Here is a 25,579-nt window from a genome sequence, read left to right as displayed (position 1 = left end):
CTTTAACCAGAATTAGGGAGATAAGGATCATGGAAATTCGAAGAATCGGGGTAGAAGTTTATAAAAGTTTTTTAGAAGATAAAGTTTCTCCCAAAAATCTAAAAAAAGGTGGTAGTAGTAAATCTTCCAAGATTACGGAAGGAGTAGTTACAGAAATTTCCATTTCTTCAGCGTCTCAAGAAAGAGAAGAAAGAATAAAGGAAATAAAATTCCTCATAGAAAGCGGACTTTATAAAATCGATCTTAAATCAATCGCAGAGAATCTTATAGAAGAGTTAATAAATGATTGAAGCTCTTCTTTTAGAGTATAAGAGACTCTTAGAAGAGAGAAGATCTGCTATTTTGGAACTCGATGGTTTCAAGGTAGAAGCTATTTTGCGAAAAGAAGAGGAAGTTTTATCAAAATTAGAAGAAAAGCTTTCCGAACTTACCAAGCTTTCACCTTCTATAAAGTCTCTTGCAGAGGAAGTTTATACTCTTCACGATGAAATTGCTCGCCTTACATTCGAATTTATAGAAACCCTTAAGGAGGAACTTGAAGAATGAATATATTTTCAATGTTTAATACAGGAAAACAAGGACTTTTCACTTCCCAGTATGAAATGAGCATAGTAGATCAAAACCTTGCGAACTTAGGAACAGATGGTTATTCAAGAGAGGCTGTCTCAAAAGAGGCAACAGTTCCTTATCCAGGAGTAAACATAACAAGAGTTTACAGAAAAATAGACCCCATACTTGAGAAAAAAATCAATCAGGTTAGTCAAGATTTGGGATACTACACAAGTAAATCACAATATCTGGGCTACATAGAGACCATTACCAATGAATTAAATGACGGAAGTTTAACGGAAAAGCTGGCGAGTTTCTTCAATGCATGGAGCGACCTTGCAAACGAAGCAGCAACAATGCCTGCTGACCTAACTGCTCCCAGTCCTGTAAGAGCAGCCCTTATTCAAAAAGCAGAAGACTTAGCTAAAGCTATTCAGGACAGATATCTTGGTATTCAGAACATGAGAAAGGATACAAAGAAAGATATTACTTACACAATATCCCAAATTAACAAGCTACTTCGGGACATCGCAAACTACAACAAAGCTATATCAAAAACAGACACACCTGAAAAAGAAGCCGCAGTTTTAAAGGATAAAAGACAAAAAGCTCTTAATGACCTCGCCCAGCTCATAGATATAACCTACATTGAGCAACCCGATAAAACAGTAACAGTTTATGGACCTCCCGGTTCCCTTTTAGTAACAGCAGACACAGTATGGCCTATTGTGATGAGCGAAGACAACATCGGCAGTGTTCACGTTTTTTGGTACACAGGCAAAGAATACGTTGAAATCCACCCAGAAAAAGGCAAGCTTGGTGCTTTACTTGAGATTAATAATCAAAAAATACCTGAATACACAGCCTATTTGGATAATCTTGCATCAACAATAATGGATTCTGTTAACAATATTCACTCCCAGGGATGGAGCATAGAAGGAACCACAGGTATAAACTTTTTCACTGGGACAGGAGCAGGAGATATAGCAGTAAACAGCAAGATTGTTGAGAACCCTAACAGGATAGCTACCTCTTCTCTACCTGATACTGTAGCAAATAACGATATTGCTCTACAAATTTATGAACTTCAGAACCAGAAAATCTTCGCCTCCAACTCCATGGCCCCAGCGGAATACATTGCTGCATTCACAGCTCAAATCGGTGTAGATACCAAGAACTCAACAGATAACAAAAACGTAACAGATGCTATTTTGTCGGCTTTAAAAGAAAAGAAGTCTTCCATTTCCGAAGTCAACAAGGACGAGGAACTTGCCAAATTAATGGTTCTTGAGAAACAGTTTCAAGCAGCTTCAAAAATCATAACCGTAGCAGATGAACTTTTAACAACTGTTATTAACATGATTCGATAATGGAGGTAGATGGCGATGTCAAGAATAGGAGATCTTTTTCTTGAGAATAAATTCATAAAAAACACTCTTCTTGCGAAAAAGCAAATGGAAGCTGCTTCATTCAGAAAACTTCAAAAACCTTCAGATAATCCTTTTGATGTTGCAAGAGTTGTCGTAAACCGATTTCGTTATATTTCCTTAGAAGAGTACGAAAACAACATAAAGTTTATCCGGCCAAACTTAGAATACTCAGAAAAGGTAATGGGAGATATATTCACAGATATCATCACCCGTGCAAGACAACTGGCAATCAGAGGTGATGGACTCTTAACCCCAGAGGAAGCAGCAAATATTGCTGAAGAAGTAAAGCTTTTAAAAAAGAACCTTCTGGATTATGCCAATGCTCAGTTTACAGGTAAGTATATATTTTCAGGAAGTTCTGTAAATGTCAAACCATTTACCTTTGCATATTCTCAGGGAATAACAACAAAAGTATTCTCAAACGACTACAACGTTGACGTTCTTTCTACAAACTCTGTTGCTCTTGACGATACAGCACTTTCAGAAGGAGACACTTTAACTTTTAGGATAGGAAACGATGTAGTTTACGTAAAAGCACTAAAGGATATGACCCTTCAGGAAGTGATAGATGTAATTAACTCCAAGACCGATGAAAAAAATATCCCTGCTTTTGCTTATGCATCACCTCAGGGAGATGGAACCTATAAGCTCTTAATTCGCTCTGGTGAAAAGACATTATCTCCAGAAGATGTAGAATTGGGTTCTATTCTCGGTTCGCCTGATTATCCCCACCTTGCTCTTGAATACGACGAATTAAATCAAACGGGAGATACTTTCTCTTTTGACTTTGTCAAAAATGGAACTACCACAACTATTTCTGTTACTGCCACGAAAGACATGGGACTAAAAGAGCTGGCAGATGAACTAAACAAAAAAATAAAAGAAAATGGAATATTAGCTGAAGCAGTAATAACAAGAACAAAAGAAGGCGGTTTTTATCTAAGAATAATATCCGGTGATCCAGAAGCAAGAATAGAAAACCTAACTGATGAAGGAGGAAGAATAATCTCCACTAATCATGCTTCTTACATAATTAATGATCCTGATGGTAAAGCTGTATATCTTGGGGACTACAAAGTATTCAACGCAGAAGTGGATGAATCAACACGGATAGAAGGAAATGTAATTCTTGCCAATGAAATTACCCAGCTCTGGGACGTTTTATCTGAACTTGAAGGAGCTGTTCTTTCAAAATCCGGTTACAACCTGACTTCCACCAATGCAGTCAGCTCTTCAACAACTGTTCTTGCGAATGGCAAAACATTCAAATTTTCATTTGCTGGAACAACTGTTGAACTAACTAACAACTCTGGAGATGATTGGAATCTTGATGAGTTCTTGAAAAATCTGAACGAAAAAATAAAAGAATATGGACTTGAACTCGAAGCAAGAGTTTACGAATCCTTATCAAATCCGGGTTATTTCGGTTTGAAGTTATACTCCTTAGACCCAAACGGCGGACCTATCAATATAATTCAGGATGATACGGTGTTCGCAGGAAACTATACCGCCAACTATACTCCTTCCGACTTCATCTCAGATGTCATTGGAAGAATTGACGAAATTTCACAATCCTTGAACGCAAAAAGGATAGAGGTAGGAAATGCTCTATCTAGACTTGAATACTACGAAAACCTCGTAAATGAGAAGAAAACTAAAATAACAGAAATAGATAACGAACTTGAAAACGTTGATCTTGCAGAAGCTATGGCTTCCATTACCAAGTATCAAAATATCTACCAGATGAACCTTCTACTTCTTTCAAAAAGTCAGAGTATAAGTCTCCTGGATTTCATGAGGTAATTATCTTCCCCCAAAGGTACTCTCTGCTATCGCGGAGAGAAACGGTTTCGGGACAAAGGAACAAATATAATTGTCCAGCATAAGCTGGGGCCGGTATGTCCGTCCCAGTGGGACATTGTCAACCATCTCAATGTAGCGGTGCCACCACAGTGTGCATCAGCTACAAGCTCCTTCCGTTAGAGAAGAGTAGTTGGCGAGGTAATTATGCACTTAGTATTAAGGTATCTACCAAAGGGATCGTGAAAGTTGGGAAGGACACTGAGAACTTATTGAAGGAATACTCTATGCTCTGGTTTCACCATGGTTGTGTCAAGAATTTTGTGTAAGCCATTAAGGTACCTTGGAAGAGATAAACAAGTGGAAACAAAGAAAGCTCAAAAGGAGATACTCAGTCATAATGCTTGACGGAATGTGGCTATCTGTCAGGAGAGATACTGTTGAGAAAGAAGTTGTTCTTTTTGCTCTTGGTATAGATGAGGAAGGATACAGAGAAATACTTGATTTTGAAGTTAATCCTTCGGAAGGAGCTGAGAGCTGGCTGGAAATGATAAAGAGGCTTTATGACCGTGGTGTGAGAGAAGTTCTCCTTTTCGTAGCTGATGGAGTTACTGGACTTGAGGAAAGGATAAAGGAGTACTTTCCTAAGGCTGATTTTCAATCCTGTGTGGTTCACAAGGTGAGAAATACTCTGAACAAGGTAAGAGCTAAAGACAGGAAGAAGATAGCGAAGGAGTTAAAGAGGATATATCAAGCTTCTACGGAAGAGGAGGCTTTGAGGGGTTTTGAGAAGTTCAAAGAGAAGTGGGGATCAAAGTATCCTAAGGGGCGCTTGTCAAGAAAAGTGTGTCTTTACCCATCTCCAAACCTCTCTTCAAACAGGACATAGAGAAAATGTTTAACCTTAACAACAACAGGTATTTTCCTGTTCCACTTACCGGAATGGAGTTCTTTAAAAATGAGAGACAACCTAACTTCAAGATTCCTGATAGAGTGGAAATACCCACCACTCATCTGTTCAGCATCCTCAATCTTCCTGTTAACACTTTCGACAAGATTTGTTGAATACAAGGACTTCCTCAACTCCTTAGGGTACTTAAGAAACGACAGGTAATAAACCTTTTTCCTCTCAACTTCCTGAACGTAGGAAGGATTCCCCTTTCTCATTATTTCCAACATCTCCTCAAAAAGCGTTAATCCATGCTCATAAGAAACCGCACTCTTAATGGAATCAAGGAACTCCTTGGCTTTCCTAAAACTTTCAGGAGTCAGGTGTTTTTTGAGATTCCTCACAAAGTGAACAATACAAAGCTGGACATCTGTCTTGGGAAAGTAGCTCTCAACAACTCCAGAAAGACCAGGATAGTCATCGTGGGTAACTACTAAAACCCTTCTTATGCCCCTTGAAAGAAGGTTCTTTAGGACATCTTTCCAACCTTGCAAGTTCTCGTTTCCCTCTTTTATCATTGAGACAAGGACTTTTCTCTCTCCATCAAGGGAAGTTCCAACAATTATGTAAACTGTGTAAGGTGTGATTACTCCATCAACCATGACAGATGTATGCTTTGCATCAAGAGAGAGAGAAAACCAATCAGGAGGAAGAGGAGAATTGTTTAAGGCTTTAAATTCCTTCTGAAGCTCTTGTAAGACTCTTTCAAAGTATTCCTCACTAACTGGAAGGTCTAAATCTCTTATTGCTCTCTTTGCAGCTTCTATGGATTTTGAAGAAAGTATCAGGGAGTATGCAAGGTTGGTAAAATCAGAGGGAACACATCTTTTCCACTTTTCGGGCAGGAAAGATGGACGGAAAACTCCCATTCTTGTTCGTGGAATTGAGAGGTTGTAGGTCTGAGAACCTGCGTGGAGTTTTCTATGTCTGAATCCGTTTCCTTTATCGTCTGGAGTGTTTTGAAGGTAAATGTTTCTTTCTACGAGAGCGAGGAGGTTTAGGAGGTAGGAGACCATCTCTTCGTGCGATTTTGCTGTGAGGGCTTTTTGGAGTAGGTCTCTTATGATTGGGTTGTTTAGTGTTTTCATGTGTTCACCTCCTATTTGGAATTTTTGTCCTCCCTAGCAGGGAGGACACACTTTTTAGGATAACACCCTACCCGTCGTCGAAGCTCTGTTCTGTATGTGGATATAAGAACGAGAATCTTAAACTCTCTGATAGGGAATGGGTGTACCCAAATTGTGGAACAAAGCACGATAGGGATTACAATTCGACAATTAATCTTCTAAAAGAAGGAATGAAAAAAACTCAAGGAGTCGCTCACCTTACGAGCGGTAGGGGTGGAACGCCCCGAACTAACGCCCGTGGAGAGTGCGGTTGCACTCGTTGAAGCGGGAAACTCCTCATTTCAATGAGGAGTAGTTCACTTTGAAAGATTGCAACATTCAATTAAACTCTTCAAAATGTGAGACAAACCGGCTTAATTTTCCCTTTCTCCAAACGATATGTGTAAGTAGAAACCATAATAAATGGAGGTAGCGATGGCTATCAAAATCCCACCTATCCAAGTTCCACAGATTCAACCACCTCAAGTACAGATACCTCAGATTCAGGTACCTCAGGTAACAACACCAGAAGTAACTGTCCCAACAGTAGAAGTCAACGTATCAGTACCCGAAGTTTCTGTTCCACAAGTTGCAACTCCAACTGTTAATGTTCCAGAAGTTTCCGTTCCAGAAATTTCCGTCCCCACTGTTAATGTTCCAGAAGTTTCCGTTCCAGAAATTGAGATTCCCCAGGTAACTATTCCTCAAATTGCTATTCCAGAAGTCAACGTTCCTGAGGTTGCTGTTCCGGAAATCAACGTTTCAATCCCTCAAATCACAATTCCAGAAGTTGAAATTCCACAAGTCAACATTCCTCAGATTAATATTCCAAACGTTAACGTAGCGTCTCCAACCGCTCCTACATCTTCTAGTGCTCCAACTGGAAACACAGCTCCACCAGAAACAGTTCCAGTATCAACAACATTTGAAATTCCTGAAACCGCAACTGCTGAAAACCCTGAAGAGATTACAGTAGGTAACCTCAACATTAAGGTATGGTATGAAGATGTAATGCAAACAATCACAGAAGAAGAAGTAAGTGCATTTAAAATGAATGACGAGAACTTTGCAACTATAAAGAAGAATGGTTCTGTAAATCTCGTTGAGAACTTAGGCAACATCGAGCCACCAGTTGGAGAGAAGTTTTTGGCAGTTAATTCTGGTGCTTTGACTGGAGGATGGAGTGACGACGCCAAGATTTCTAAGTCTTCAGCGGAAATTACACTGACAGTTCCGGAAAACGCCAAATCTGTATCTTTCTACTACAATGTAGTTTCTGAAGAGCCAATGGAGTGGGTAGGAAGCCAGTTCAACGATAAGGTAACAATTCAGCTTCTTGATGAAAATGGTGAGGTAATAGATACACTTGCTCAGGAGTCCATCAATGCTTCTGAGTGGGTTGAAAAGGTTAATTACAACTTCCCTGGAGGAGATAATACTACCTATGCCATCGGATGGCATAAGATAGAACTCGGAGCTGACCAGCTTCAGGCTCTTGCAGGGCAGACCGTAACTCTGAAGATTACTGCTCAGGATACAGGAGACACCATTTACAATACCTCTGCTCTGGTCTCTGACATTAACTTCGTTACCGAAGTCGAAAAGCAGGTTCCAACGGGTAACAAGACTGTATGGTTTGAAGCAACTGCTGATGGTGGAGATGTTGAGAACTATCAGCTCGTTCTCCACTCTGCAAATGGCGAACTCCCTCAGTGGATAGGAGGTAACCCTTATACTGTAAACCTTGCAGAGGGTGAGACGGACAAGGAATACTGGACACCCCTCGCAGCAGAAGAATTCCCAGCCCAACTTGAAGTTATTGTTCCTGAAGTCCAGACTGAAGAAGCTGGTGGAGGAGGAACTGGTGGTAGTGGATTAACCATAGGAACACTTATACCTATCCCCGGAGTTGTCAGCTACAACACAACTACCATCTCAACGCCAAACGGAAATATTTCTGTAGAAGTTCCTGTCCTTGACACGGTTGCTTACCTTAACATGGTTTACGGAAGCCTTCCAGTTGAGCTTCCAAGTGGAACAGTTGAAATAAGTGTTCCAACAAATGTAAGCGTTATAGATGCCAATGCTATCTAAGTGTAAGTAATAGTAGAAAATGGTATCAAAAGCTCCTCCGCTCGGAGGAGCTTTTTTTTAGAATACAACGGGGGATCAATCATGGCATTTCAGATCCAGCCAACCATTCTTTACACTTCCTATAAAATCCAACTCAATTTACCAGAAGTTCCTCAAGTTTCAAATGTTTCTATCCCTGAAATTGAGTCCGAAGAACCCGAAGTTAAACCAGCTGTTCCAACAGTAGAAGTGAAGGAACCATCTTTACCGGTTCCAGCAGAACCACAGTTATCAGCTATTCCTTCCTTTCCAGAAGTTACAGTAACCATTCCTGAAGAACCAGCAATTTCCATTCTCCAAATACCAACAGTAACACCACCAGAAATTCCTGAAACAGAACCAAGCATCCCTACACCTGAAGAACCACAAATATCTCTCCCAGCTGAAATTCCACAACCAACTGTTCCTTCCATAACTATACCAAAAGTTTCTCCCCAAATTCCACAACCTCCCTCTCCACAAATTCCAAAAGTGGAGATTCCAGAAGTATCTGTTGAAGTTCCCCAGGTTGAGGTCCCCGAAATAGAAGTTCCAAAAGTTAAAGTGGAAGTTCCTAAAATCTCTGTTGAGATTCCAGAAGTTCCTAAAATTGAACTTCCAGAGGTAAAAATACCTCTACCGGAAATAAAAATCCCACAACCGCCTCAGATAAACATAGGGGAAATTGCAGTTCCTAAGTTCTCTGTCCCTGAAGTAAACGTTGAAATTCCACAAATAGAAATTCCAGAACTTCCTGATGTAGAAGCGATACTTGACAGCATATTTGAATTAATAAACGTATCTGTTACTATTACAATTTCTATCCCAGAAGTTGAAATAAGCACAAGCAGCGGGTAATAAAAAAATACCAGAGGAAGGAGGTGCAGGATGTCCAAAAAGCTCTACATGGATCTAACAGCATTCTTAGGAGAGATTTACGGTAAAAGTTTTCTCTCCTACAGAATATCTCTTGAGAACTGGCTTGTTCTGAGGCAGATTCTTGCTTACACGCAGGGAGAAAAGCTTGACAATGAGAAGCTTCAGAAAGAAGTAAAAGAAATGTTCGACAGGTTCAACAAGGAACTTCTTGAAAACCTTGAAAGACTGACAAAAGAGCTAAAAATAGAAGCTAAGCCACCACAAGAAGCAGAAGAGAAGAAGAAAGAAGCTTAATTTTTTTTTAGTCCCTACGATATTTAAGAAAAATCAAATCAAAAGGAGGTGTAATCATGATACCCAACATGAGCTTTGCTATTGGTTACAGTTCAGAGTACGGGGCGCTCCAGAACAACCTCTTCTCTATTCAGAAAAAGCTCGACAAGACTATGGAGAACCTTTCTACAGGTTCAAAAGTCAACGACATGAAGGACGATATGTCCGGGAAAGCTATCGCTGACGTCCTTCAGTCCTGGAAAGTAGGAACAGACGAGGCTATTGAAAATCTCAAAGAATTCATCTCCTTCACAAAAACAGCAGAAAATGCCCTTGACAAGCTCCAGGAAATTCTCTTTGACATGAAGCAGACAGTTGACAGACTTACAGGAATTGACAATCCGTCAGAGAACGGTATGGCTCAGAACGAACTTGAAGCCAACCTGATGGCTTACGAGAGAATCGTGGAACAGACTCAGTTCAAGGGCTGGAAAGTATTTGATGAAGGCTTTATGTACCTTGATACAGGAAACGCTGCAGGAATGAATACGTTTCGTTACAGGAACTTCAGGTTTGCTGCTGGAAGAGAAAACTCAATGACGTGGGACTTAGGTCTTGCTCCAAAGTCCTACAACGTTGGAAAGGTCAAACAATATGAATTTAACACATTTATCCTTGTAAGTGCTGGTAGTTTTGACGCAGAAGGAATTGTAGCGAGTGATGGATATAAATTGACAACACAAATTGTAGGATTGGTAACAGATGGAAATAACTCAACATCTGATAACGTTACCCTCTCTAGTGGAGAGCAGATTTATGATTCAGTAGCAGGAGAAATTACAAGTACTGGCGGTTTTGTTGGAGTAATCAGAAAAGGTGACGTGATTATCAACGGTATAGACCTCTTTGAAGCTGCAAAGGCTGTTGACCCAACAGTCAAGGAGAGCACCGGAATTAACAGAATTGATATTCTTGAGAAAGCTCTTGAATATGCATTTGGAGGAAACGCTTCAGTTCAGGTTGTTCTTGAAAGTCAGAATTTAACATATCTGAGGGCAACGTCAATCGCTTCCTTAGGTGCAGATTGGGCAGTTGCTTCGGCTTCTTCTGTTGCAACTGCAGGATTACTTAAAGTCAAGTTCTACATCAACGTTCCAAACGAGTTTGACCTTGCCGGTAAAGGAATGGGAGACTCCACTGCAGTAAATACGGCTCTGGGAGCCATGTTTGGAGTAGCAACAAAAGATTCAGCAGGTAATGTAGCCTGGGGAACTCTTAAACAAGAAGCAATGCAGCTCCTTCCAAACTCAACACTTAACTTCGTCAACGCTATGGGTAATAGGGCTGACTACAACGACGGTGCATGGCAGGAGCTAATTTACGACGCTACTGGAAATGCAATAGACATGTCTAGATTTGAAGAAATGTTCTTAGTTTACGATAGTGCTGCTGATAGTGATGCCACTGCGAATATTACAGGCTTCAGAGGAAAAACCGAGGAAACAGCAATTAACACAAACCTTAACACTGTAAACGTCCTTGGAATGGAGCAGGCTGGAGATGCAAAAGTAATCATTGAAGCAGCAATCCAGCAGATTGATGAAATGAGAGGAATTCTTGCTGCATACCAGAAGCAAGCTGAATATCTCATCTCCAACAGACAGGTTGAATCCAACAAGGTGGAAGCTCAGGTTAGCCAGCTCACAGAAACAGACTATGCAGAAGAGCTTGCTAAACTGACCAAGCAGCAAATCGTCCAGCAGGCTGGTGTTAACATGCTCGCTCAGAAGCGTCAGATGGCTCAGCTCATTACACAGCTTCTCAGGTAATTGGCGTAATGTGAGACGCAAAACAAAAAACGAAAGACAAGGGGGCTTTATGCCCCCTTTTTTATTAGAAATATGAGATGCAAAATGCAAGATGAGTAACGCGAAACGGACAAATCATCACGCATCTCACATTACGCTTCACGGAGGAACAATGGTTTACGTTCTTTCTTTTAAAAAGTTAAAATTTGTAGAAGAAATAACAGGAAACAAGGGAAAAGCAAGAAAAGTTGCTAAAACAACTGTGGAAAGTGGTTTAAAGACAATTGAAGAAAAAGCCAAAGAACAAAAGGCTGTTAGCTGAACTAAAGGATGAACTTAAGAAAAGAACTGGCGACAAAGGAGGACATTTTACTGGCAAAAGAAGAGCTTTATAGTGAAATCCATAAACTTTATGGAGAGATCCACGTGAATCAAAAAATAGAAACAGTCAGAGAGGAACTTAAAGGGGAAATTAAGGTACTGAAAGTTATGATTTATGCTCTATATGGATTTGTTATTTTGTTTACCAAGGGAACGATTGAGTTTATATTTCAAAGTGCTGGGAATTTTGAAGTAATGGGAGATGAGGGACGAGAAATGTGAGACGCGAAACGTAAGATGCGAAATGCGAAAATATAAAAATAAAAAGAAGGAGTAACGTAGGATGCAGATAAGCAAAGATACAATGAGAAGAAACTTTGAAAGGAACATGAACCTTCTTAAAAGGGAATTTCCCCACGTCCATCAACTAATGGAAAACTACAAACCAATCAGGTTTCGTTTTATTTACAGGGATGGAAGGATAGACATTTTTGAACCAATGACACTAAATATTCTTTATGACTTCCATCTTGAAGAGTTTATTGATTACCAACTTGACAATTTTCTGGAATACTCCACCCTTCTGATCCGCAAACCACCCCCAACTCCCGAAGTTTACACCGATGATTTATTGCATACACAAATTTTGAGAGATGTCTTAACCCCCTTTACAAAGTACGAATCCTACTCTCCAGACTTTTTCAGAGTTCCTAAGGGATTTGCTCCATTTACAGTTGTAATAGGTATAGGAGGAGGTGTCCTTATCAAGAAACTTCTTGAAAGATTCAACGTGAAGAAACTGTATGTAGCTGAACCCAATGTTGACTTCTTTTATCTATCTCTTTTTCTCGTAGATTGGGAAAAAGATATTTTCTCAAAGATAAATAAAGATAATGTTTCTTTTCAAATAGGAGTTCCTCCACAGGAACAAGAAAATGTTATCTATGAAACACAGCTCAGGGCATTTTTTGAGGAAAACCCATTCACAAGCGCCTACGCTTTTATCTTTCGTCACTACCGAACAGAACTCACAGCCAAGATACTTAAACAAGCCGTTTCAGCCTTTGACCTTTCAAAGAAAGGATGGGGATTTATAGATGACGAAATGGAAGCATTTGAACACTTTGTTGAAAACCTCAATCCGGATTCTTTGATTCTTCACACAAAGAAAAAGCTAAAAGCTCCAGAAAGAGTGTTCGTTGTTGGTTCAGGTCCCTCCCTTGATGAAACAATTGAAGTCATAAAGAAGAATCAGGATAAAGCTCTAATTTTTGCCTGCGGAACAGCTCTAAATCCTCTTTTAAAAGAAGGCATAACACCCGATTTTCTGGTAGAGTTTGAAAGGACGTACCACATTAACGAAGTTCTAAATACTGTTGACCAGGATACATTAAAATCTCTGAACCTTCTAGCTCCAGACATTATTCATCCGGAAGTTCCTCCAAGATTTAAGGAAACCTTTTACTACAATAGAACAAGTTCCGTAGCTATGCACCTTCTAAAGCCCAAAACCATTCCCGTTGCTGCTTATCCAACGGTTACAAACGCCGCTGTGAGCGTGTCTCTTGAAATGGGAGTAAAAGAAATCTATCTTTTTGGAGTTGATTTTGGATTCAAAGAAGGAAAAGAACCCCATGCCTCTGGAACGGTTTATGAAGATAAATTCAAAAACGTAGAAGAAAAACTTAAAAGAACAGCCCGCTTTATTCTTGAAGGTAACTTCGGCGGCATAGTGTTTACAGATTCTGTCTTCAACTGGGCAAGGCGCTCAATGGAAGAATGTATTTTTTATTACAGGGCGACAGGTAAAAGTTTCAAGATTTATAACTGCTCCGACGGAGCAAAAATTGCCGGTACAGAATCCCTAAGACCAGAAAATTTACACTTGAGAACTCTAAACAAATCCACTCAAATGAAGAGATTTCGACATCATTTTAGTAAAGCAAAAATTGCTACTTCACCTCTATCCTTTGAAAAGATAATAGAAGGAGTAGAGTTTGCTGAAAGAACATTTCCAAAAGCTTTTAAAAGGGAAGTAAAAACTCACGAAGACCTTTATGTATTAATGGAAGATTTAAACGGCGTAATTCAAATTCTTACTCATTCTTATCCTGCTATTTCAACTTTTATAAGGGGAACCCTTAAACACGCCTTTCACCTTCTTTATGTCGGTAGTCTATGCCTGAAGGACTTTGACGAGATAGAACCTGCATTTAAGGATGCAAGTAACGTATTTTTGGATAGATTCTATGATATGATGGATAGGTTAAAAGAGTTCCTTTACAAACGTGAAGATAAGTATAGAAAACTAAGTTCAAGGAAATCTTAACTTAAATGAACTGTAAACGATATATTACATAAGTAATGGAAACTTTACTGGAGGAGAAGATGATTAATCCCATGTCAGAGATCGGATGGAGCTTTTTTTCCGATATAGATTACCAGTCTATTCTTGATAAGTACAGAGAAGCTCTTGAGGCACAATATCTAAAGCCAATAGAAGAAAAGGCGATAGATATAAACGAGAAGAACGCCGCTATTCTTGATGTAAAGGATTCTCTGGAAAAATTTAAATCAACCGTAGAATCTCTTTTTTCCGATACAGGAATTTCAGCTAAAAAGGTTTCTGTATCCGACGAGACTGTCTTAACTGCTTCTGTAAGTGACAATGTAGCAACAGGTATTTACTATGTAAAAGTAAATCAAATAGCTACTGTAGATCAGTGGCTTTCAGCAAATGGTGTTACTGACCCTTACGATACTTCCGATTCTTCGAACATTGTTCTGACAAATGGAGAAAGTTTTTCATTCAAGTATCATGGAGTTGAAGTTAAAGTAATGGCAGATGGAAACTGGCCCCTAAGCGACCTTGTCAATGCTCTAAACAGTAAAGCTGATGAGCTTGGGCTTCACGTTGCAGCATCCATAATTAAGGTTGGAGATGACTTTAAACTGATGTTAACCGGAGAAGACACAGGAGCAGATTTCACCATTACAAATATATCAAATAATAGCACACTCGGAAATGGTGATGATTATACCCATTTGCAGACTGCTCAGGATGCAAAAGTGGAGTTTGGAAATACAAGTCCTATTACAATTACTTCTCCTAATAATTCATTTGAACTTGTAGATGGCTTAACTATTACTCTAAAGAAAGATTCTCCCTCCACTGTAATTATAGATGTCCAAAACGATATAGAAAGTCTAAAACAAAAAATTCACGATTTTGTTGATGCTTACAATGAACTTGTGGACAAGATAAAGTCCTATACAGAATTCGATGAAGGAACCTATGAGACAGGACCTCTTTTTGGTGAATCTTACGTGGCAGATCTCAGAGCTGCTTTGATAGACCTTGTGTTAACCAATGTTGATGTTGACGCTACTTTTACAGAGAACTGGGGAGGAGATAATTCTGAGCAGGAACTTCATAACCTTGCCCAACTGGGAATTGACTTCGATTCAGAAGGACATTTAAAAGTCAAGGATTATAAACTTGAATGGTATCTTGAAAATCACTTTGATGCTGTTAAAAAACTATTCACTGCAACCGGGGGGTTAATAGATAAAGTAACTGAAAAGATAGATAGGATCACGGATCCAACAACAGGATTTATCGCCCTTATTCAGGAAACTTATCAAAGTAAACTTGACCTTTATAAGTCTCAGCATGAAAAAGCACAAAAAGAAGTAGATGCAGAGCTCGAAAGAATGCAGGAGGAATTTCTAAAGCTTGAGCAAATAAAATCCCAGATGGAGCAAATGCAAAATACCCTAAAGGCTTACTTTGATGTAGGCGAGAAAAATTAACGATAGGGAGCGAAAATGCTTAATGATCCCCGTAAAGTGTACGGTCAACATGAGGTTTCTACTATTTCTGCTGAAGAAGCGATGATAAAATTGCATGAGAAACTTTTAGAGAGAATAGAAAAAGTAAGGAAGCTTTCAAAAGAGATAAAGAATTTTCCAGCAAAGAAGGTGGCAGAAGAAATTGACAGGTTTAACTCTCTTTTGAATGAAAGAGGAAAGGAAATAGATTTGATTATTAACACTATTGATGCAATTAAACAGCTTATAAGCGAAGAAACTCCTTCTGATTTAAAAGAACAAATATACTTGACTTACAATACTTTAAAGGTTAACTTCCTTAGAGGCATTTTACAGGAAAAAGATGAATATTTTGAAGATGTTGCAACTTCCGTAAAAACCTTACTTGACGGATGGAAAGAAGCTCTCCTCAAAAGTAAGGAGGATTAGTGAATCTAAGTGGAAAGCAGGTTCTCGTAACGGGAGCCGGTGGTTTCATAGGTAGCCACCTTGTAGAACGCCTAGTTAAAGAGGAATGTAAAATAAGGGCGTTAGTTCACTACAATTCACTCAACAGATGGGGATGGCTGGATACATTTCCTGAGGAAGTTTTTAGCTCAATTGAGGTTATTACTGGAGATATCCGAGATCCCCACTTTGTTGATGAAATAATGAAAGAAACTGATGTTGTCTTCCATTTAGCCGCACTTATTGGAATTCCTTATAGTTACATAGCTCCTGATAACTACGTTGACACAAACGTAAAAGGAACGCTAAATATTCTTCAAGCATGTAAACGCTGGAGTGTTGAAAAAGTTTTGATTACTTCCACATCTGAAGTCTATGGAACTGCTCTATACGTTCCAATAGATGAGAAACACCCCAAGCAGCCTCAATCTCCCTATTCAGCTACTAAAATCGCTGCTGATGCTCTAGCCGAATCTTTCTATCGCAGTTTTGATCTACCCGTTGTTATAGTTAGACCTTTTAATACGTATGGTCCCCGGCAATCTGCAAGAGCTGTAATTCCTACAATAATTACCCAACTTCTTTCTGGCAAAAAAGAGGTTAAACTCGGTTCTCTCCACCCAACAAGGGATCTTCTTTTTGTGAAAGATACAGTTGAAGGATTTATTGAGATAGCAAAATCTGATAGAACTGTTGGAGAAGAGATAAATATAGCTACAGGAAAAGAAATTTCTATTGGAGAGCTTGCTAAAAAGCTTATAGAACTGATAAATCCCGATGTGAAAATTGTAGTTGACGAAGAGAGAATTAGACCTGAAAAGAGTGAAGTTGAAAGGCTCTGCGGTGATAACAGAAAAATAATGAAATTGACAAACTGGAAACCCAAATACTCTCTTGAAGAAGGTTTAAGAATTACGGTTGATTGGTTTAGAGAAAAAGAAAATCTTTCTTTTTACAAACCGGATCTCTACAATGTCTGACAGAATGGTCTATCTTGATGCCCCTTTACTTGGAGAAAGAGAGAAGGAGTACCTATGTAAGGCAATAGACATTGGTTATGTCTCATCTGTAGGTCCTTTTGTCCCAGAGTTTGAAAAAAAACTTGCAAAGTATTTAGGAGTGGAAAATTCCGTTGCTGTCCAGAGCGGAACAGCAGCACTTCACCTTTCTCTTTACGAACTCGGAATTGGGAAAGGAGATGAGGTAATAGTTCCGGCTCTCACCTTTGTAGCGACTGTTAATCCCATCGTTTACGTTGGAGCAAAGCCGATTTTTGTTGATGTTGATATAAAAACCTGGAACATAAATCCAGAAGAGATTGAGAAAAAAATAACTGAAAAGACAAAAGCTATCATTCCTGTTCACCTGTATGGTAATCCCTGCAATATGGATGAGATCCTGAACATAGCTAAGAAGTATGAACTCTATGTAATAGAAGATGCCACCGAAAGTTTAGGAGCAAAATACAGTGGAAAGTTTACAGGTACATTTGGAGACTTTGGCTGCTTTAGTTTCAATGGGAACAAGATAATAACAACCGGTGGTGGAGGCCTTGTGGTTGGAAAGAACAAAAAAAGACTTGAACACATAAGATTCCTTGCAAATCAAGCCCGAGATATTTCTCACAATTACTATCACCCAGAAATTGGATTTAATTACCGCATGACAAATATTGAGGCTGCTCTTGGTCTTGCTCAGTTTGAACGGTTAGAGGATTTTATAGAGAAAAAGAAGCTTTTTAATTCCATTTATAGAGAAGAACTCGGAAAGCTTAAGCATGTTTCGTTTCAAGAGGAGTGCAAAAAAGGGGAAAGTTGCTGGTGGTTGACAGCTATTACAATAGAAGGGATTGACATCTCTGAACTTCAGAAGAGATTATTGAAAGAGGGAATTCAAACGCGGAGAATTTTTACACCAGTAGTAGAGTTTCCAATGTACAAAATGAAAAAAGAAAACTATGAAAGTTCTTATAAAATTTTTGAATCCGGAATATGCTTACCATCCTCTCCTCTAAATAGCAAAGATGATATATTGAGATCTTGTAAGATTTTAAAAGGACTAATTTAAATTATGAAAGAGATTATACTAATAGGAGGTGGTGGTCACTGCAAGTCTTGTATAGACGTTATTGAAGCAGAAGGTCGTTTTAAGATAGCCGGAATTGTTGACCTGAAAGAAAAAATAGGGAAATCTGTCTTTGGTTACAAGATTATAGCTTCTGACGAAGACATTCCCATACTAGTTAAAGAGTATAAACATTTCCTAATTACTATTGGCTCTATTGGAAAACCTGACAAAAGGGTAAATATTTTTAAAGAACTAAAAAAATACGGTGTTTCCCTACCTACTATTGTATCTCCTTTAGCTTATGTTTCCAAATATTCCTCCATCGGAGAAGGAACCATTATCATGCACAACGCACTCGTAAATGCCGGTGCGAGTATAGGAGTAAATTCTATAATTAACAGTAAATCCATTATAGAACACGACGTAAGGATTGGGAATCATTGTCATATATCAACCAACGTTACAATAAATGGAAAGACCGAGGTTGGGAACTTTTCATTTATAGGGAGCAGTGCAATTATTCTGAACGGACTAAAAATAAAGGAAAGAACAATAATAGGAGCCGGTGCTGTTGTAATAAAAGATATAAAAGAGCAAGGAACTTATGTTGGAAACCCTGCAAGGAGAATTAAATAATGAACGCTAAGACCTTCATCATTGCCGAAGCAGGTGTAAACCACAACGGAAGTCTTGAACTTGCTAAGAGACTGGTTGATATTGCTGTAGAAGCAGGAGCAAATGCTGTCAAGTTTCAGACCTTTAAAGCCGAGGCGGTTATCAGCCGGTTTGCTAAAAAGGCAGATTATCAGGTTAAAACAACAGGAAGTGAAGAATCCCAGCTTGAAATGGTGAAAAAGTTAGAACTGGCGTACGATGAATTTGATATTCTCTATTCTTACTGTAAGGAAAAGGGAATAATTTTTATGTCAACACCTTTTGATATTGAGAGCGCAAGGTTTTTAAGAGATTTAGGACTGGAGATTTTTAAAATTCCTTCTGGAGAAATAACCAACTACTTACTCCTCCGTGAAATTGGAAGTTATGGAAAAGAGGTCATATTATCCACTGGAACGGCAGACCTGGGAGAAATAGAAGATGCTTTAGACGTTCTGATAGAGGCTGGAACTCCAAGAGAAAAAATCACTGTTCTTCATTGTAATACAGAATATCCAACCCCCTATGAAGATGTTAACTTAAAAGCAATGCTTACAATTAAAGAAGCTTTTAAAGTTAGGATTGGCTATTCCGATCATACCCTTGGCATAGAAATACCCATTGCAGCCGTTGCTCTTGGAGCTGAAGTAATAGAAAAGCACTTTACCATTGACAAAAATTTACCTGGACCAGATCACAGGGCAAGCCTTGAACCAGAAGAGTTAAAGAGGATGGTGAAAGCTATAAGGAACGTTGAAAAAGCACTTGGAACTGGAATTAAGAAACCTTCAGATTCCGAAAGGAAGAATCTACCTATTGTTAGAAAGAGCATTGTAGCAAAGAGAAATATAAAAAAGGGAGAGATTTTTAGCGAAGAGAATTTGACTGTTAAGAGACCCGGAACAGGAATTTCACCTATGAGATGGAAAGAAATAATCGGTAAAAGAGCAAGCAGGGATTTTGAGCAAGATGAAATTATAGATATATGAACTAATGAGGGACTTATGAGTAAAAGAAAAGTTTGTATATTTACTGGAACAAGGGCAGAATATGGTCTTTTGAAACCATTAATGGAAGAGATAAAAGGAGAACCCTCCTTAGAACTTCAAATCGTAGCCTCAGGAATGCACTTATCTCCGGAATTTGGATTAACTTATAAAGAAATAGAATACGACGGTTTTACAATAGACGAAAAGGTAGAGATGCTTCTATCCTCAGACACCCCATCTGGGATCTGTAAATCCATTGGACTTGGAATTATCGGGTATGCAGATGCTTTAGAAAGATTAAAACCTGATGTTACTGTAGTTCTTGGAGATAGATTTGAAGCTTTGGCATTTGCAATAGCATCTTACATAAACCGAATACCCATTGCTCATTTATACGGGGGGGAAGCTACATTTGGATTGATAGATGAGGGAATCAGACACTCAATAACAAAATTTGCATATTTGCACTTTACCTCTACAGAAAAGTATAGACAACGGGTTATTCAACTTGGTGAAGATCCTTTAAGAGTTTTCAATGTTGGTGCTATTGGTTTAGATAATATTAAAAGAATGAAACTTTTAGATAAAAAGGAGGTTGAAAATAAAATTGGCAAGAAATTTAGAAAGAGAAATCTGCTTATAACTTTCCATCCAGTTACTTTAGAAAAAGGAGCTTCTGAAAAGCAATTTAGAGAGTTATTGAAAGTTTTAGATGAACTCAACGAAACTCTGCTCATTTTTACTAAAGCAAATGCAGATACAGAGGGAAGGAAAATAAATTATTTGATAGATGAGTATGTAGCAAGTCATCCTGAAAAAGCAATTGCTTTTACTTCAATGGGACAGTTGTTGTATTTGTCCACTATGCAATATGTAGATGCTGTTGTAGGAAATTCCTCAAGTGGAATTATAGAGGCTCCTTCCTTCAAAATAGGTACAATAAACATAGGGGATAGACAAAAAGGTAGAGTTAAAGCAGAGAGCGTAATAGACTGTAAACCCCAATATGAAGATATAAAGAGAGCTTTCAAAAAACTTTATTCGCGAGAATTTCAACAAATGTTGAAACGCGTTGCAAATCCTTATGGTGATGGGAATACTGCTCCCCGTATAAAAAACATTTTGAAAAGCGCAAAGTTAACAAATATTAAAAAAGAGTTCTATGATTTACCTATAGGAGAAATACTATGAGCATAAAGATTCTCTATATAGGTTCCGTACTATTTTCTGCTAAAGCATTAGAAAAGTTAGTAAGTATGAATGCAAACCTAGTAGGAGTAATTACGAAAAAAGAATCAAAATTTAACTCGGATTTCTATGACTTATCTTGTATAGCAGAAAAAAATGGCATTCCCTGGATATATGCTAAAAATATAAATGATACGGAAGTTGTAAAATTCATAAGAGAAAAGAAGCCAGATGTAATATACTGCTTTGGATGGTCTCAATTGCTTAAGAAAGAAATTTTGAATATACCAAGGATAGGGGTTATAGGGTTTCATCCCACTAAGCTTCCTCAAAATAGAGGAAGACATCCCCTAATATGGGCACTATTTTTAGGATTAAAAGAAACAGCATCCACATTCTTTTTTATGGATGAAGGAACTGATAGCGGTGACATCTTGTCTCAGGAAATAGTTGAAATAAAGTATGAAGATGATGCACAAAGCTTATACAACAAGATTTGTGAAGTTGCTTCAAAACAAATAGAAACTTTTACTGTGGAGCTGGAAAGAGGAACTTTTAAGCGTATACCCCAGGATCATTCAAAGGCTAATTATTGGAGAATACGTTCTAAAATAGATGGTTTAATAGACTTTAGAATGACAAGCAGAGCAATTTATAACCTAGTAAGAGCCTTGACAAAACCTTATCCAGGTGCAGAAGTCTTATACAAAAACAAAGCTTACAAAGTATGGAAAGTCAAAGAAGAAGTTGTAAATCTTCCAAATATAGAACCTGGCAAAGTATTAAAAGTAAATGGAAGAAAGATATTAGTGAAATGCTATGAAAACGCTGTTTGGTTATTGGAACATGAAATAGATGAAGTACCTAAAGAGGGAGATTATGTACTATGAGGAGAATTTTAGTAGTGTCTCCACATCCTGACGATGAAACATTAGGTGCTGGGGGAAGTCTATTAAAGCACAAAGATAAAGGAGATAGAATTTTCTGGTGTAACATTACTAATCTCAAAGAAGAATACGGATTCAATAGGAATATCGTAGAAAAAAGAAACAAGGAAATAGAAAAGGTTGCTATTACTTATGGATTTGAGGAAATTTTCAACTTGGAATTACCTCCTACTCAGCTAACAGAGAATCTTTTAAGTAGGCTAATTGAGAGCTTAAGGCAAATACTAATGAAAATAAAACCAGAAGTTCTCTATATTCCTTTTTATGATGATGCCCATTCTGACCATAGGATTACATATAATGCGTTAGTTCCATTTCTTAAATCTTTCAGATATCCATTCATTAAGAAAGTATTGATGATGGAAATTATTAGCGAGACCGACAATCAGTTTAAAGGAAACTTTAAGCCAAATGTTTTTGTTGACATTTCAGATTACTTGGAGAAAAAAATAGAAATTATGAAAATTTACAAAACGGAAATAGGAAAACATCCTTTTCCTCGAAGCCCTGAGAATATAAAAGCCTTGGCTCTATATAGAGGTGCACAATGTAATTGTAAGTACGCTGAAGCATTCATGCTTCTTAAGGAGGTTATCTTATGAAGAAAGAAATATTTATATATCCAGAAACTTCCATTAAAGAAGCTCTCAAAAAATTAGATAAAACAGCAGAAAAAATTCTACTTGTAGTAGATGAAGAAAAGCGTTTGGTTGGAACACTTACAGACGGAGATATAAGAAGATATATCATAAAAACAGGCAAACTTTCAGGTATGGTTAAGGATATTTATAATAAAAACCCTATTGCAATGCAGGAAAGTAGTTTATCTGAGAAAGAGATAAAAAAGGTTTTCATAGAGAAAAAAATTGAAGTATTGCCTATTGTAGACGAAAACAATAAAGTAGTTGATTATCTAACATGGACTCGGGTTTTTTCTGAAAAAGAAAAGACTCGGCTATATAAAGGTAAAGAAATAAATGTGCCAGTAGTTATAATGGCTGGAGGTAAAGGAACAAGACTTTCCCCGTTTACAAAAGTTCTCCCTAAACCCCTAATTCCTGTTGGAGAAAAAACAATAATTGAGCACATAATAGACAGGTTTTACCGATTCGGAGTAAGAAAGTTTTACATAACCCTTAATTACAAAGGAGAAATGATAGAGGCGTATTTTAAAGGTCTTGAGAAAGACTACGAAGTTGAGTTCATCTGGGAAGAAACATTCCTTGGAACTGCTGGAAGCTTAAAGTTACTTGAAGATAAATTAGAGAAGGATGTATTTTTTGTATCTAACTGTGACATTTTAGTGGACGCAGACTATAGCGAAATTCTGGATTTTCACAGAAATAGCGGTTCCGTTTTCACGTCAGTTACAGCTATACGTCACTACCGAATTCCTTACGGTGTAGTCATGACATCTAATGGGGGAGTTATTGATAAAATTATGGAAAAACCTGAATATACATTTCAGATAAATACTGGAGTTTACCTATCAAATAAAAACGTTCTTGAACTTATTCCTCAAGGCTCTCCATTTGACATGCCAGAGCTCATAAATACTCTGCTGGAAAGAGGAGAAAAAGTATTTGCTTATCCTGTAAATGAAGGAGCTTACATAGACATTGGAGAATGGAAGGAGTATAAGATGGCTCTAAAGAAGCTATCTTTGGAGGAATAAAATGGTCAATAAAATCCTGATTATCGGCTTTGGTTCTATTGGAAAAAGACATTTCTCTATTTTAAGAGAACTTTTACCAGTTGCTGATTTTACAATCGTAACGAAACAAAAAGTAAACGACAATAAAGTCTCTGTTTTTCAAAACCTTGAGGATATTAAAAACCTTCAAAGTTTCGATTACATTATTATTTCATCCGAAACTTACAAGCATTACTCCCAGCTAAAATTCATAACTGAACAAGTAAATGGAAAAATTATTCTCGTTGAAAAACCGATCTTTCATAAATATATGAAACTTTCGCCGGGTAATAACAGAGTTTTCGTTGCTTACAATCTCCGTTTTCATCCTATTATCCAAAAAATAAAGGAAGAAACGGAAATAGAATCCCCCTTCTTTCTAAATGCTATAGTAGGTCAGTATCTTCCTACATGGAGGCCTGATAGGGATTATAGGAAGGTTTATAGCGCCTCCAAAGAGAAAGGAGGAGGAGTTCTATTGGATTTAAGCCACGAGATAGACTATCTTCAGTGGATAGGGGGAGAAATAGAAAAGATAATGGGGTTTGATGTGAAACTGTCTTCCTTAGAAATAAACTCTAACGATCTTACCTCTGCAGTAGGAAAAACCAAGCAAGGAGCAATAGTAAACTTTTCCATGGATTATATTAGTAAGATTCCCATCGGATTATATTAGTAAGATTCCCATCCGAAGGTTAGTTGTCCATACAGATAGAAGAACATTTGTTGGCGATCTTATAGAAGGAAAACTTACAATTTCCAATTCTGAGAGCAACAGAGAGGAAAAAGTGTTTAAAATAGACAGGAATTTTACCTACCGTGAAATGCACAAAGAGCTACTTTCCGGATCTCCAAAGAATGCTTGCACTTATGAAGAAGGGTTGAAAACTATGAACGTCATAAAACAGCTTCAAGGAGAAATAGATGTTTAAGGATAAAACAGTTCTCTGCACTATATGTGCAAGGGGAGGTTCTAAAGGAGTCAGAAATAAAAACATAAGAATTCTTGCGGGAAAGCCCCTCATCGCCCACACAATTGAACAGGCTAAGGAATCGGGCGTGTGTGATGCAATTGTTGTTAGTACAGACTCAGATAAAATAATGGAAGTAGCCAGGAAATATGGAGGAGATGTTTTTTTTAAAAGACCTGCTGAACTATCAACAGACACAGCCCCTAAATTACCCGTCATAAGACATGCTTTGATTGAGAGCGAAAAACATTATGGAATTAAGTTTGACGTTATCATAGACCTTGATGCAACCTCTCCTTTAAGAGACGTTGAAGATATAATCAGGGCTTTAGAACTCTTTTTTAGTGGTGACTATGACAACCTAATAACAGCAACTCCTGCAAGGCGTTCCCCCTACTTTAATTTGGTAGAGCTTACAGAAGACGGAAGAGTAGTTCTTTCAAAACCTCCTCAAAAACCTATCGTTAGAAGACAGGATTCCCCCCCTTGTTTTGATATGAATGCTTCCATATATATTTGGAAAAGAGATGTTCTGCTTGAAAAAAATACAGTTTTTCTTGAAAAAACTGCCCTCTACGTCATGCCACCAGAAAGATCTATTGACATAGATTCCGAACTTGATTTTGAGATAGTGGAATTCCTCATGAAGAAGAAGTTGGAGGAAAAAAATGCTTCTAAATAATAAAGTTGTTGTTGTTACGGGTGGTGCTGGTCTTTTAGGAAGCGAATTTATTAAGGCAATTGTAAAAGAAGGTGGAATTGGAATAGCTACCGATATAAATGAAGACAGGGCAAGAAAAGTTGCAGAAATAGTAAATCGGTCGGGCTTGCCAGGAAAGGCTGACTATTGCAAAATCGACATAACCTCAAAAGAATCAATAGAGCACACTATATCTCTTGCACTAAAAAAGTATGGAAAGATAGATGCTCTTGTAAATAGTGCATATCCAAGAAATCCCAACTATGGACGGAAATTTGAGGAAGTGACTTATAAAGACTTTTGCGAAAATATTAACCTGCACCTTGGAGGTTATTTTCTAACTTCTCAACAGTTTGCTCTCTACTTTGAAAAGCAAGGACACGGTAACGTTGTTAACATTGCTTCTATATACGGAGTTATTCCTCCAAGATTTGAAATATATGAAGGAACAAATATGTCAATGCCTGTAGAGTATGCATGCATAAAATCCGCAATAATTCATCTTACAAAATACATGGCAAAGTATTTCAAAGGAAAAAACATACGGTTTAACTGTATCAGCCCAGGAGGAATTCTTGATAATCAACCTGATGTATTCTTGAAAAAGTATAATGCCTTTGGCCTCTCAAAAGGTATGCTCTATAAAGAAGACGTCAACGGAACTCTCATTTTCCTATTAAGTGATATGAGCAAACATATTAATGGACAAAACATAGTTGTTGATGATGGTTGGACTCTATGAACTTCTCCTCACTGAAATGAAAAACTTCCCACTTCAACGAGTGCAACTGCACTCTTCACAAACAGGCATAAAGTAAACAACTCTTCTCTGAAAAACAACTCACCATTCGAGATTGCAACGAAG

28 protein-coding genes are annotated in these 25,579 nt (G+C 37.9%); 27 read left to right on the top strand and 1 reads right to left on the bottom strand.

The window, feature by feature from the left end:
• Positions 1-29: 29 nt before the first annotated feature.
• The 5 genes from ACYQ3A_RS05650 to ACYQ3A_RS05630 all read left to right on the top strand — a co-directional run bounded on the left by ACYQ3A_RS05650 (position 30) and on the right by ACYQ3A_RS05630 (position 4,668).
• A complete protein-coding gene (locus ACYQ3A_RS05650) occupies positions 30-290 on the top strand; it encodes a flagellar biosynthesis anti-sigma factor FlgM (RefSeq protein ID WP_459896184.1) in 261 nt (86 codons plus the stop codon).
• Positions 283-546, top strand: coding sequence for a hypothetical protein (locus ACYQ3A_RS05645; RefSeq protein WP_459896183.1), 264 nt, complete (start codon positions 283-285; stop codon positions 544-546). The genes ACYQ3A_RS05650 and ACYQ3A_RS05645 overlap by 8 nt, the downstream gene beginning before the upstream one ends.
• The gene (flgK, locus tag ACYQ3A_RS05640; RefSeq protein ID WP_459896182.1) at positions 543-1,919 is read left to right on the top strand and encodes a flagellar hook-associated protein FlgK; all 1,377 of its coding nucleotides are present in this window, start codon (positions 543-545) and stop codon (positions 1,917-1,919) included. Before ACYQ3A_RS05645 ends, flgK begins: the two co-directional genes overlap by 4 nt.
• A 15-nt stretch (positions 1,920-1,934) precedes the next feature.
• Entirely contained in the window at positions 1,935-3,782 is a 1,848-nt protein-coding gene (locus ACYQ3A_RS05635; RefSeq protein ID WP_459896181.1) for a flagellin, read from the top strand.
• A gap of 340 nt (positions 3,783-4,122) precedes the next feature.
• On the top strand, positions 4,123-4,668 hold the full coding sequence (locus ACYQ3A_RS05630; protein ID WP_459896180.1) for an IS256 family transposase: 546 nt from the start codon (positions 4,123-4,125) through the stop codon (positions 4,666-4,668).
• Here the strand turns inward: ACYQ3A_RS05630 and ACYQ3A_RS05625 are convergent.
• Entirely contained in the window at positions 4,632-5,816 is a 1,185-nt protein-coding gene (locus tag ACYQ3A_RS05625) for an IS256 family transposase (protein ID WP_459896178.1), read from the bottom strand. The two genes, ACYQ3A_RS05630 and ACYQ3A_RS05625, sit on opposite strands and share 37 nt — an antisense overlap.
• On the opposite strand from ACYQ3A_RS05625, the gene ACYQ3A_RS05620 reads away from it, so the two are divergent.
• From ACYQ3A_RS05620 to ACYQ3A_RS05515, 22 genes are all read left to right on the top strand, one after another.
• A complete protein-coding gene (locus ACYQ3A_RS05620; protein WP_459896177.1) occupies positions 5,807-6,118 on the top strand; it encodes a zinc ribbon domain-containing protein in 312 nt (103 codons plus the stop codon). The genes ACYQ3A_RS05625 and ACYQ3A_RS05620 overlap by 10 nt on opposite strands.
• Before the next feature lie 151 nt (positions 6,119-6,269).
• Positions 6,270-7,928 (top strand): hypothetical protein, encoded by a 1,659-nt coding sequence (locus ACYQ3A_RS05615; RefSeq protein ID WP_459896175.1) that lies wholly within the window; start codon positions 6,270-6,272, stop codon positions 7,926-7,928.
• Positions 7,929-8,009: 81 nt separating this feature from the next.
• The gene (locus ACYQ3A_RS05610; RefSeq protein ID WP_459896174.1) at positions 8,010-8,804 is read left to right on the top strand and encodes a hypothetical protein; all 795 of its coding nucleotides are present in this window, start codon (positions 8,010-8,012) and stop codon (positions 8,802-8,804) included.
• Between the two features lie 30 nt (positions 8,805-8,834).
• Positions 8,835-9,119 (top strand): hypothetical protein, encoded by a 285-nt coding sequence (locus tag ACYQ3A_RS05605; protein WP_459896173.1) that lies wholly within the window; start codon positions 8,835-8,837, stop codon positions 9,117-9,119.
• Positions 9,120-9,175: 56 nt separating this feature from the next.
• Positions 9,176-10,927 carry a flagellin N-terminal helical domain-containing protein gene (locus ACYQ3A_RS05600; RefSeq protein ID WP_459896172.1) on the top strand — a complete coding sequence of 584 codons (1,752 nt, stop codon included), beginning with the start codon at positions 9,176-9,178 and terminating at the stop codon, positions 10,925-10,927.
• Between the two features lie 151 nt (positions 10,928-11,078).
• A complete protein-coding gene (locus tag ACYQ3A_RS05595; RefSeq protein WP_459896171.1) occupies positions 11,079-11,228 on the top strand; it encodes a hypothetical protein in 150 nt (49 codons plus the stop codon).
• An 8-nt stretch (positions 11,229-11,236) separates the two neighbouring features.
• The gene (locus tag ACYQ3A_RS05590) at positions 11,237-11,509 is read left to right on the top strand and encodes a hypothetical protein (protein WP_459896170.1); all 273 of its coding nucleotides are present in this window, start codon (positions 11,237-11,239) and stop codon (positions 11,507-11,509) included.
• Between the two features lie 61 nt (positions 11,510-11,570).
• A complete protein-coding gene (locus ACYQ3A_RS05585) occupies positions 11,571-13,556 on the top strand; it encodes a motility associated factor glycosyltransferase family protein (RefSeq protein WP_459896169.1) in 1,986 nt (661 codons plus the stop codon).
• Positions 13,557-13,615: 59 nt separating this feature from the next.
• The gene (fliD, locus tag ACYQ3A_RS05580) at positions 13,616-15,040 is read left to right on the top strand and encodes a flagellar filament capping protein FliD (protein WP_459896168.1); all 1,425 of its coding nucleotides are present in this window, start codon (positions 13,616-13,618) and stop codon (positions 15,038-15,040) included.
• Between the two features lie 15 nt (positions 15,041-15,055).
• Positions 15,056-15,487 carry a hypothetical protein gene (locus ACYQ3A_RS05575; RefSeq protein WP_459896167.1) on the top strand — a complete coding sequence of 144 codons (432 nt, stop codon included), beginning with the start codon at positions 15,056-15,058 and terminating at the stop codon, positions 15,485-15,487.
• Positions 15,487-16,485 (top strand): NAD-dependent 4,6-dehydratase LegB, encoded by a 999-nt coding sequence (locus tag ACYQ3A_RS05570; protein WP_459896166.1) that lies wholly within the window; start codon positions 15,487-15,489, stop codon positions 16,483-16,485. Before ACYQ3A_RS05575 ends, ACYQ3A_RS05570 begins: the two co-directional genes overlap by 1 nt.
• Complete coding sequence (locus tag ACYQ3A_RS05565) at positions 16,478-17,572, top strand: LegC family aminotransferase (RefSeq protein ID WP_459896165.1); 1,095 nt, start codon at positions 16,478-16,480, stop codon at positions 17,570-17,572. The genes ACYQ3A_RS05570 and ACYQ3A_RS05565 overlap by 8 nt, the downstream gene beginning before the upstream one ends.
• Before the next feature lie 3 nt (positions 17,573-17,575).
• Positions 17,576-18,208 (top strand): acetyltransferase, encoded by a 633-nt coding sequence (locus ACYQ3A_RS05560; RefSeq protein WP_459896164.1) that lies wholly within the window; start codon positions 17,576-17,578, stop codon positions 18,206-18,208.
• The gene (neuB, locus tag ACYQ3A_RS05555; protein WP_459896163.1) at positions 18,208-19,215 is read left to right on the top strand and encodes an N-acetylneuraminate synthase; all 1,008 of its coding nucleotides are present in this window, start codon (positions 18,208-18,210) and stop codon (positions 19,213-19,215) included. The genes ACYQ3A_RS05560 and neuB overlap by 1 nt, the downstream gene beginning before the upstream one ends.
• A gap of 15 nt (positions 19,216-19,230) precedes the next feature.
• Entirely contained in the window at positions 19,231-20,406 is a 1,176-nt protein-coding gene (gene neuC, locus ACYQ3A_RS05550; protein WP_459896162.1) for a UDP-N-acetylglucosamine 2-epimerase, read from the top strand.
• Complete coding sequence (locus ACYQ3A_RS05545; protein WP_459896161.1) at positions 20,403-21,293, top strand: formyltransferase family protein; 891 nt, start codon at positions 20,403-20,405, stop codon at positions 21,291-21,293. Before neuC ends, ACYQ3A_RS05545 begins: the two co-directional genes overlap by 4 nt.
• Positions 21,290-21,952, top strand: coding sequence for a PIG-L deacetylase family protein (locus ACYQ3A_RS05540; protein ID WP_459896160.1), 663 nt, complete (start codon positions 21,290-21,292; stop codon positions 21,950-21,952). Before ACYQ3A_RS05545 ends, ACYQ3A_RS05540 begins: the two co-directional genes overlap by 4 nt.
• Complete coding sequence (locus ACYQ3A_RS05535) at positions 21,949-23,025, top strand: nucleotidyltransferase family protein (RefSeq protein WP_459896158.1); 1,077 nt, start codon at positions 21,949-21,951, stop codon at positions 23,023-23,025. The genes ACYQ3A_RS05540 and ACYQ3A_RS05535 overlap by 4 nt, the downstream gene beginning before the upstream one ends.
• Before the next feature lies 1 nt (position 23,026).
• Positions 23,027-23,719, top strand: coding sequence for a Gfo/Idh/MocA family protein (locus tag ACYQ3A_RS05530; RefSeq protein ID WP_459896157.1), 693 nt, complete (start codon positions 23,027-23,029; stop codon positions 23,717-23,719).
• Between the two features lie 112 nt (positions 23,720-23,831).
• On the top strand, positions 23,832-23,975 hold the full coding sequence (locus ACYQ3A_RS05525) for a hypothetical protein (protein WP_459896156.1): 144 nt from the start codon (positions 23,832-23,834) through the stop codon (positions 23,973-23,975).
• Positions 23,968-24,696, top strand: coding sequence for an acylneuraminate cytidylyltransferase family protein (locus ACYQ3A_RS05520; protein WP_459896154.1), 729 nt, complete (start codon positions 23,968-23,970; stop codon positions 24,694-24,696). Before ACYQ3A_RS05525 ends, ACYQ3A_RS05520 begins: the two co-directional genes overlap by 8 nt.
• Positions 24,683-25,456, top strand: a complete 774-nt coding sequence (locus tag ACYQ3A_RS05515; protein WP_459896152.1) for an oxidoreductase — start codon at positions 24,683-24,685, stop codon at positions 25,454-25,456. The genes ACYQ3A_RS05520 and ACYQ3A_RS05515 overlap by 14 nt, the downstream gene beginning before the upstream one ends.
• Positions 25,457-25,579: the final 123 nt, after the last annotated feature.

The sequence above is a fragment of the Desulfurobacterium crinifex genome, assembly GCF_054656775.1.
Note: the sequence above shows the minus strand (reverse complement) of the source record. Positions and strands in the feature narration are given on the sequence as shown.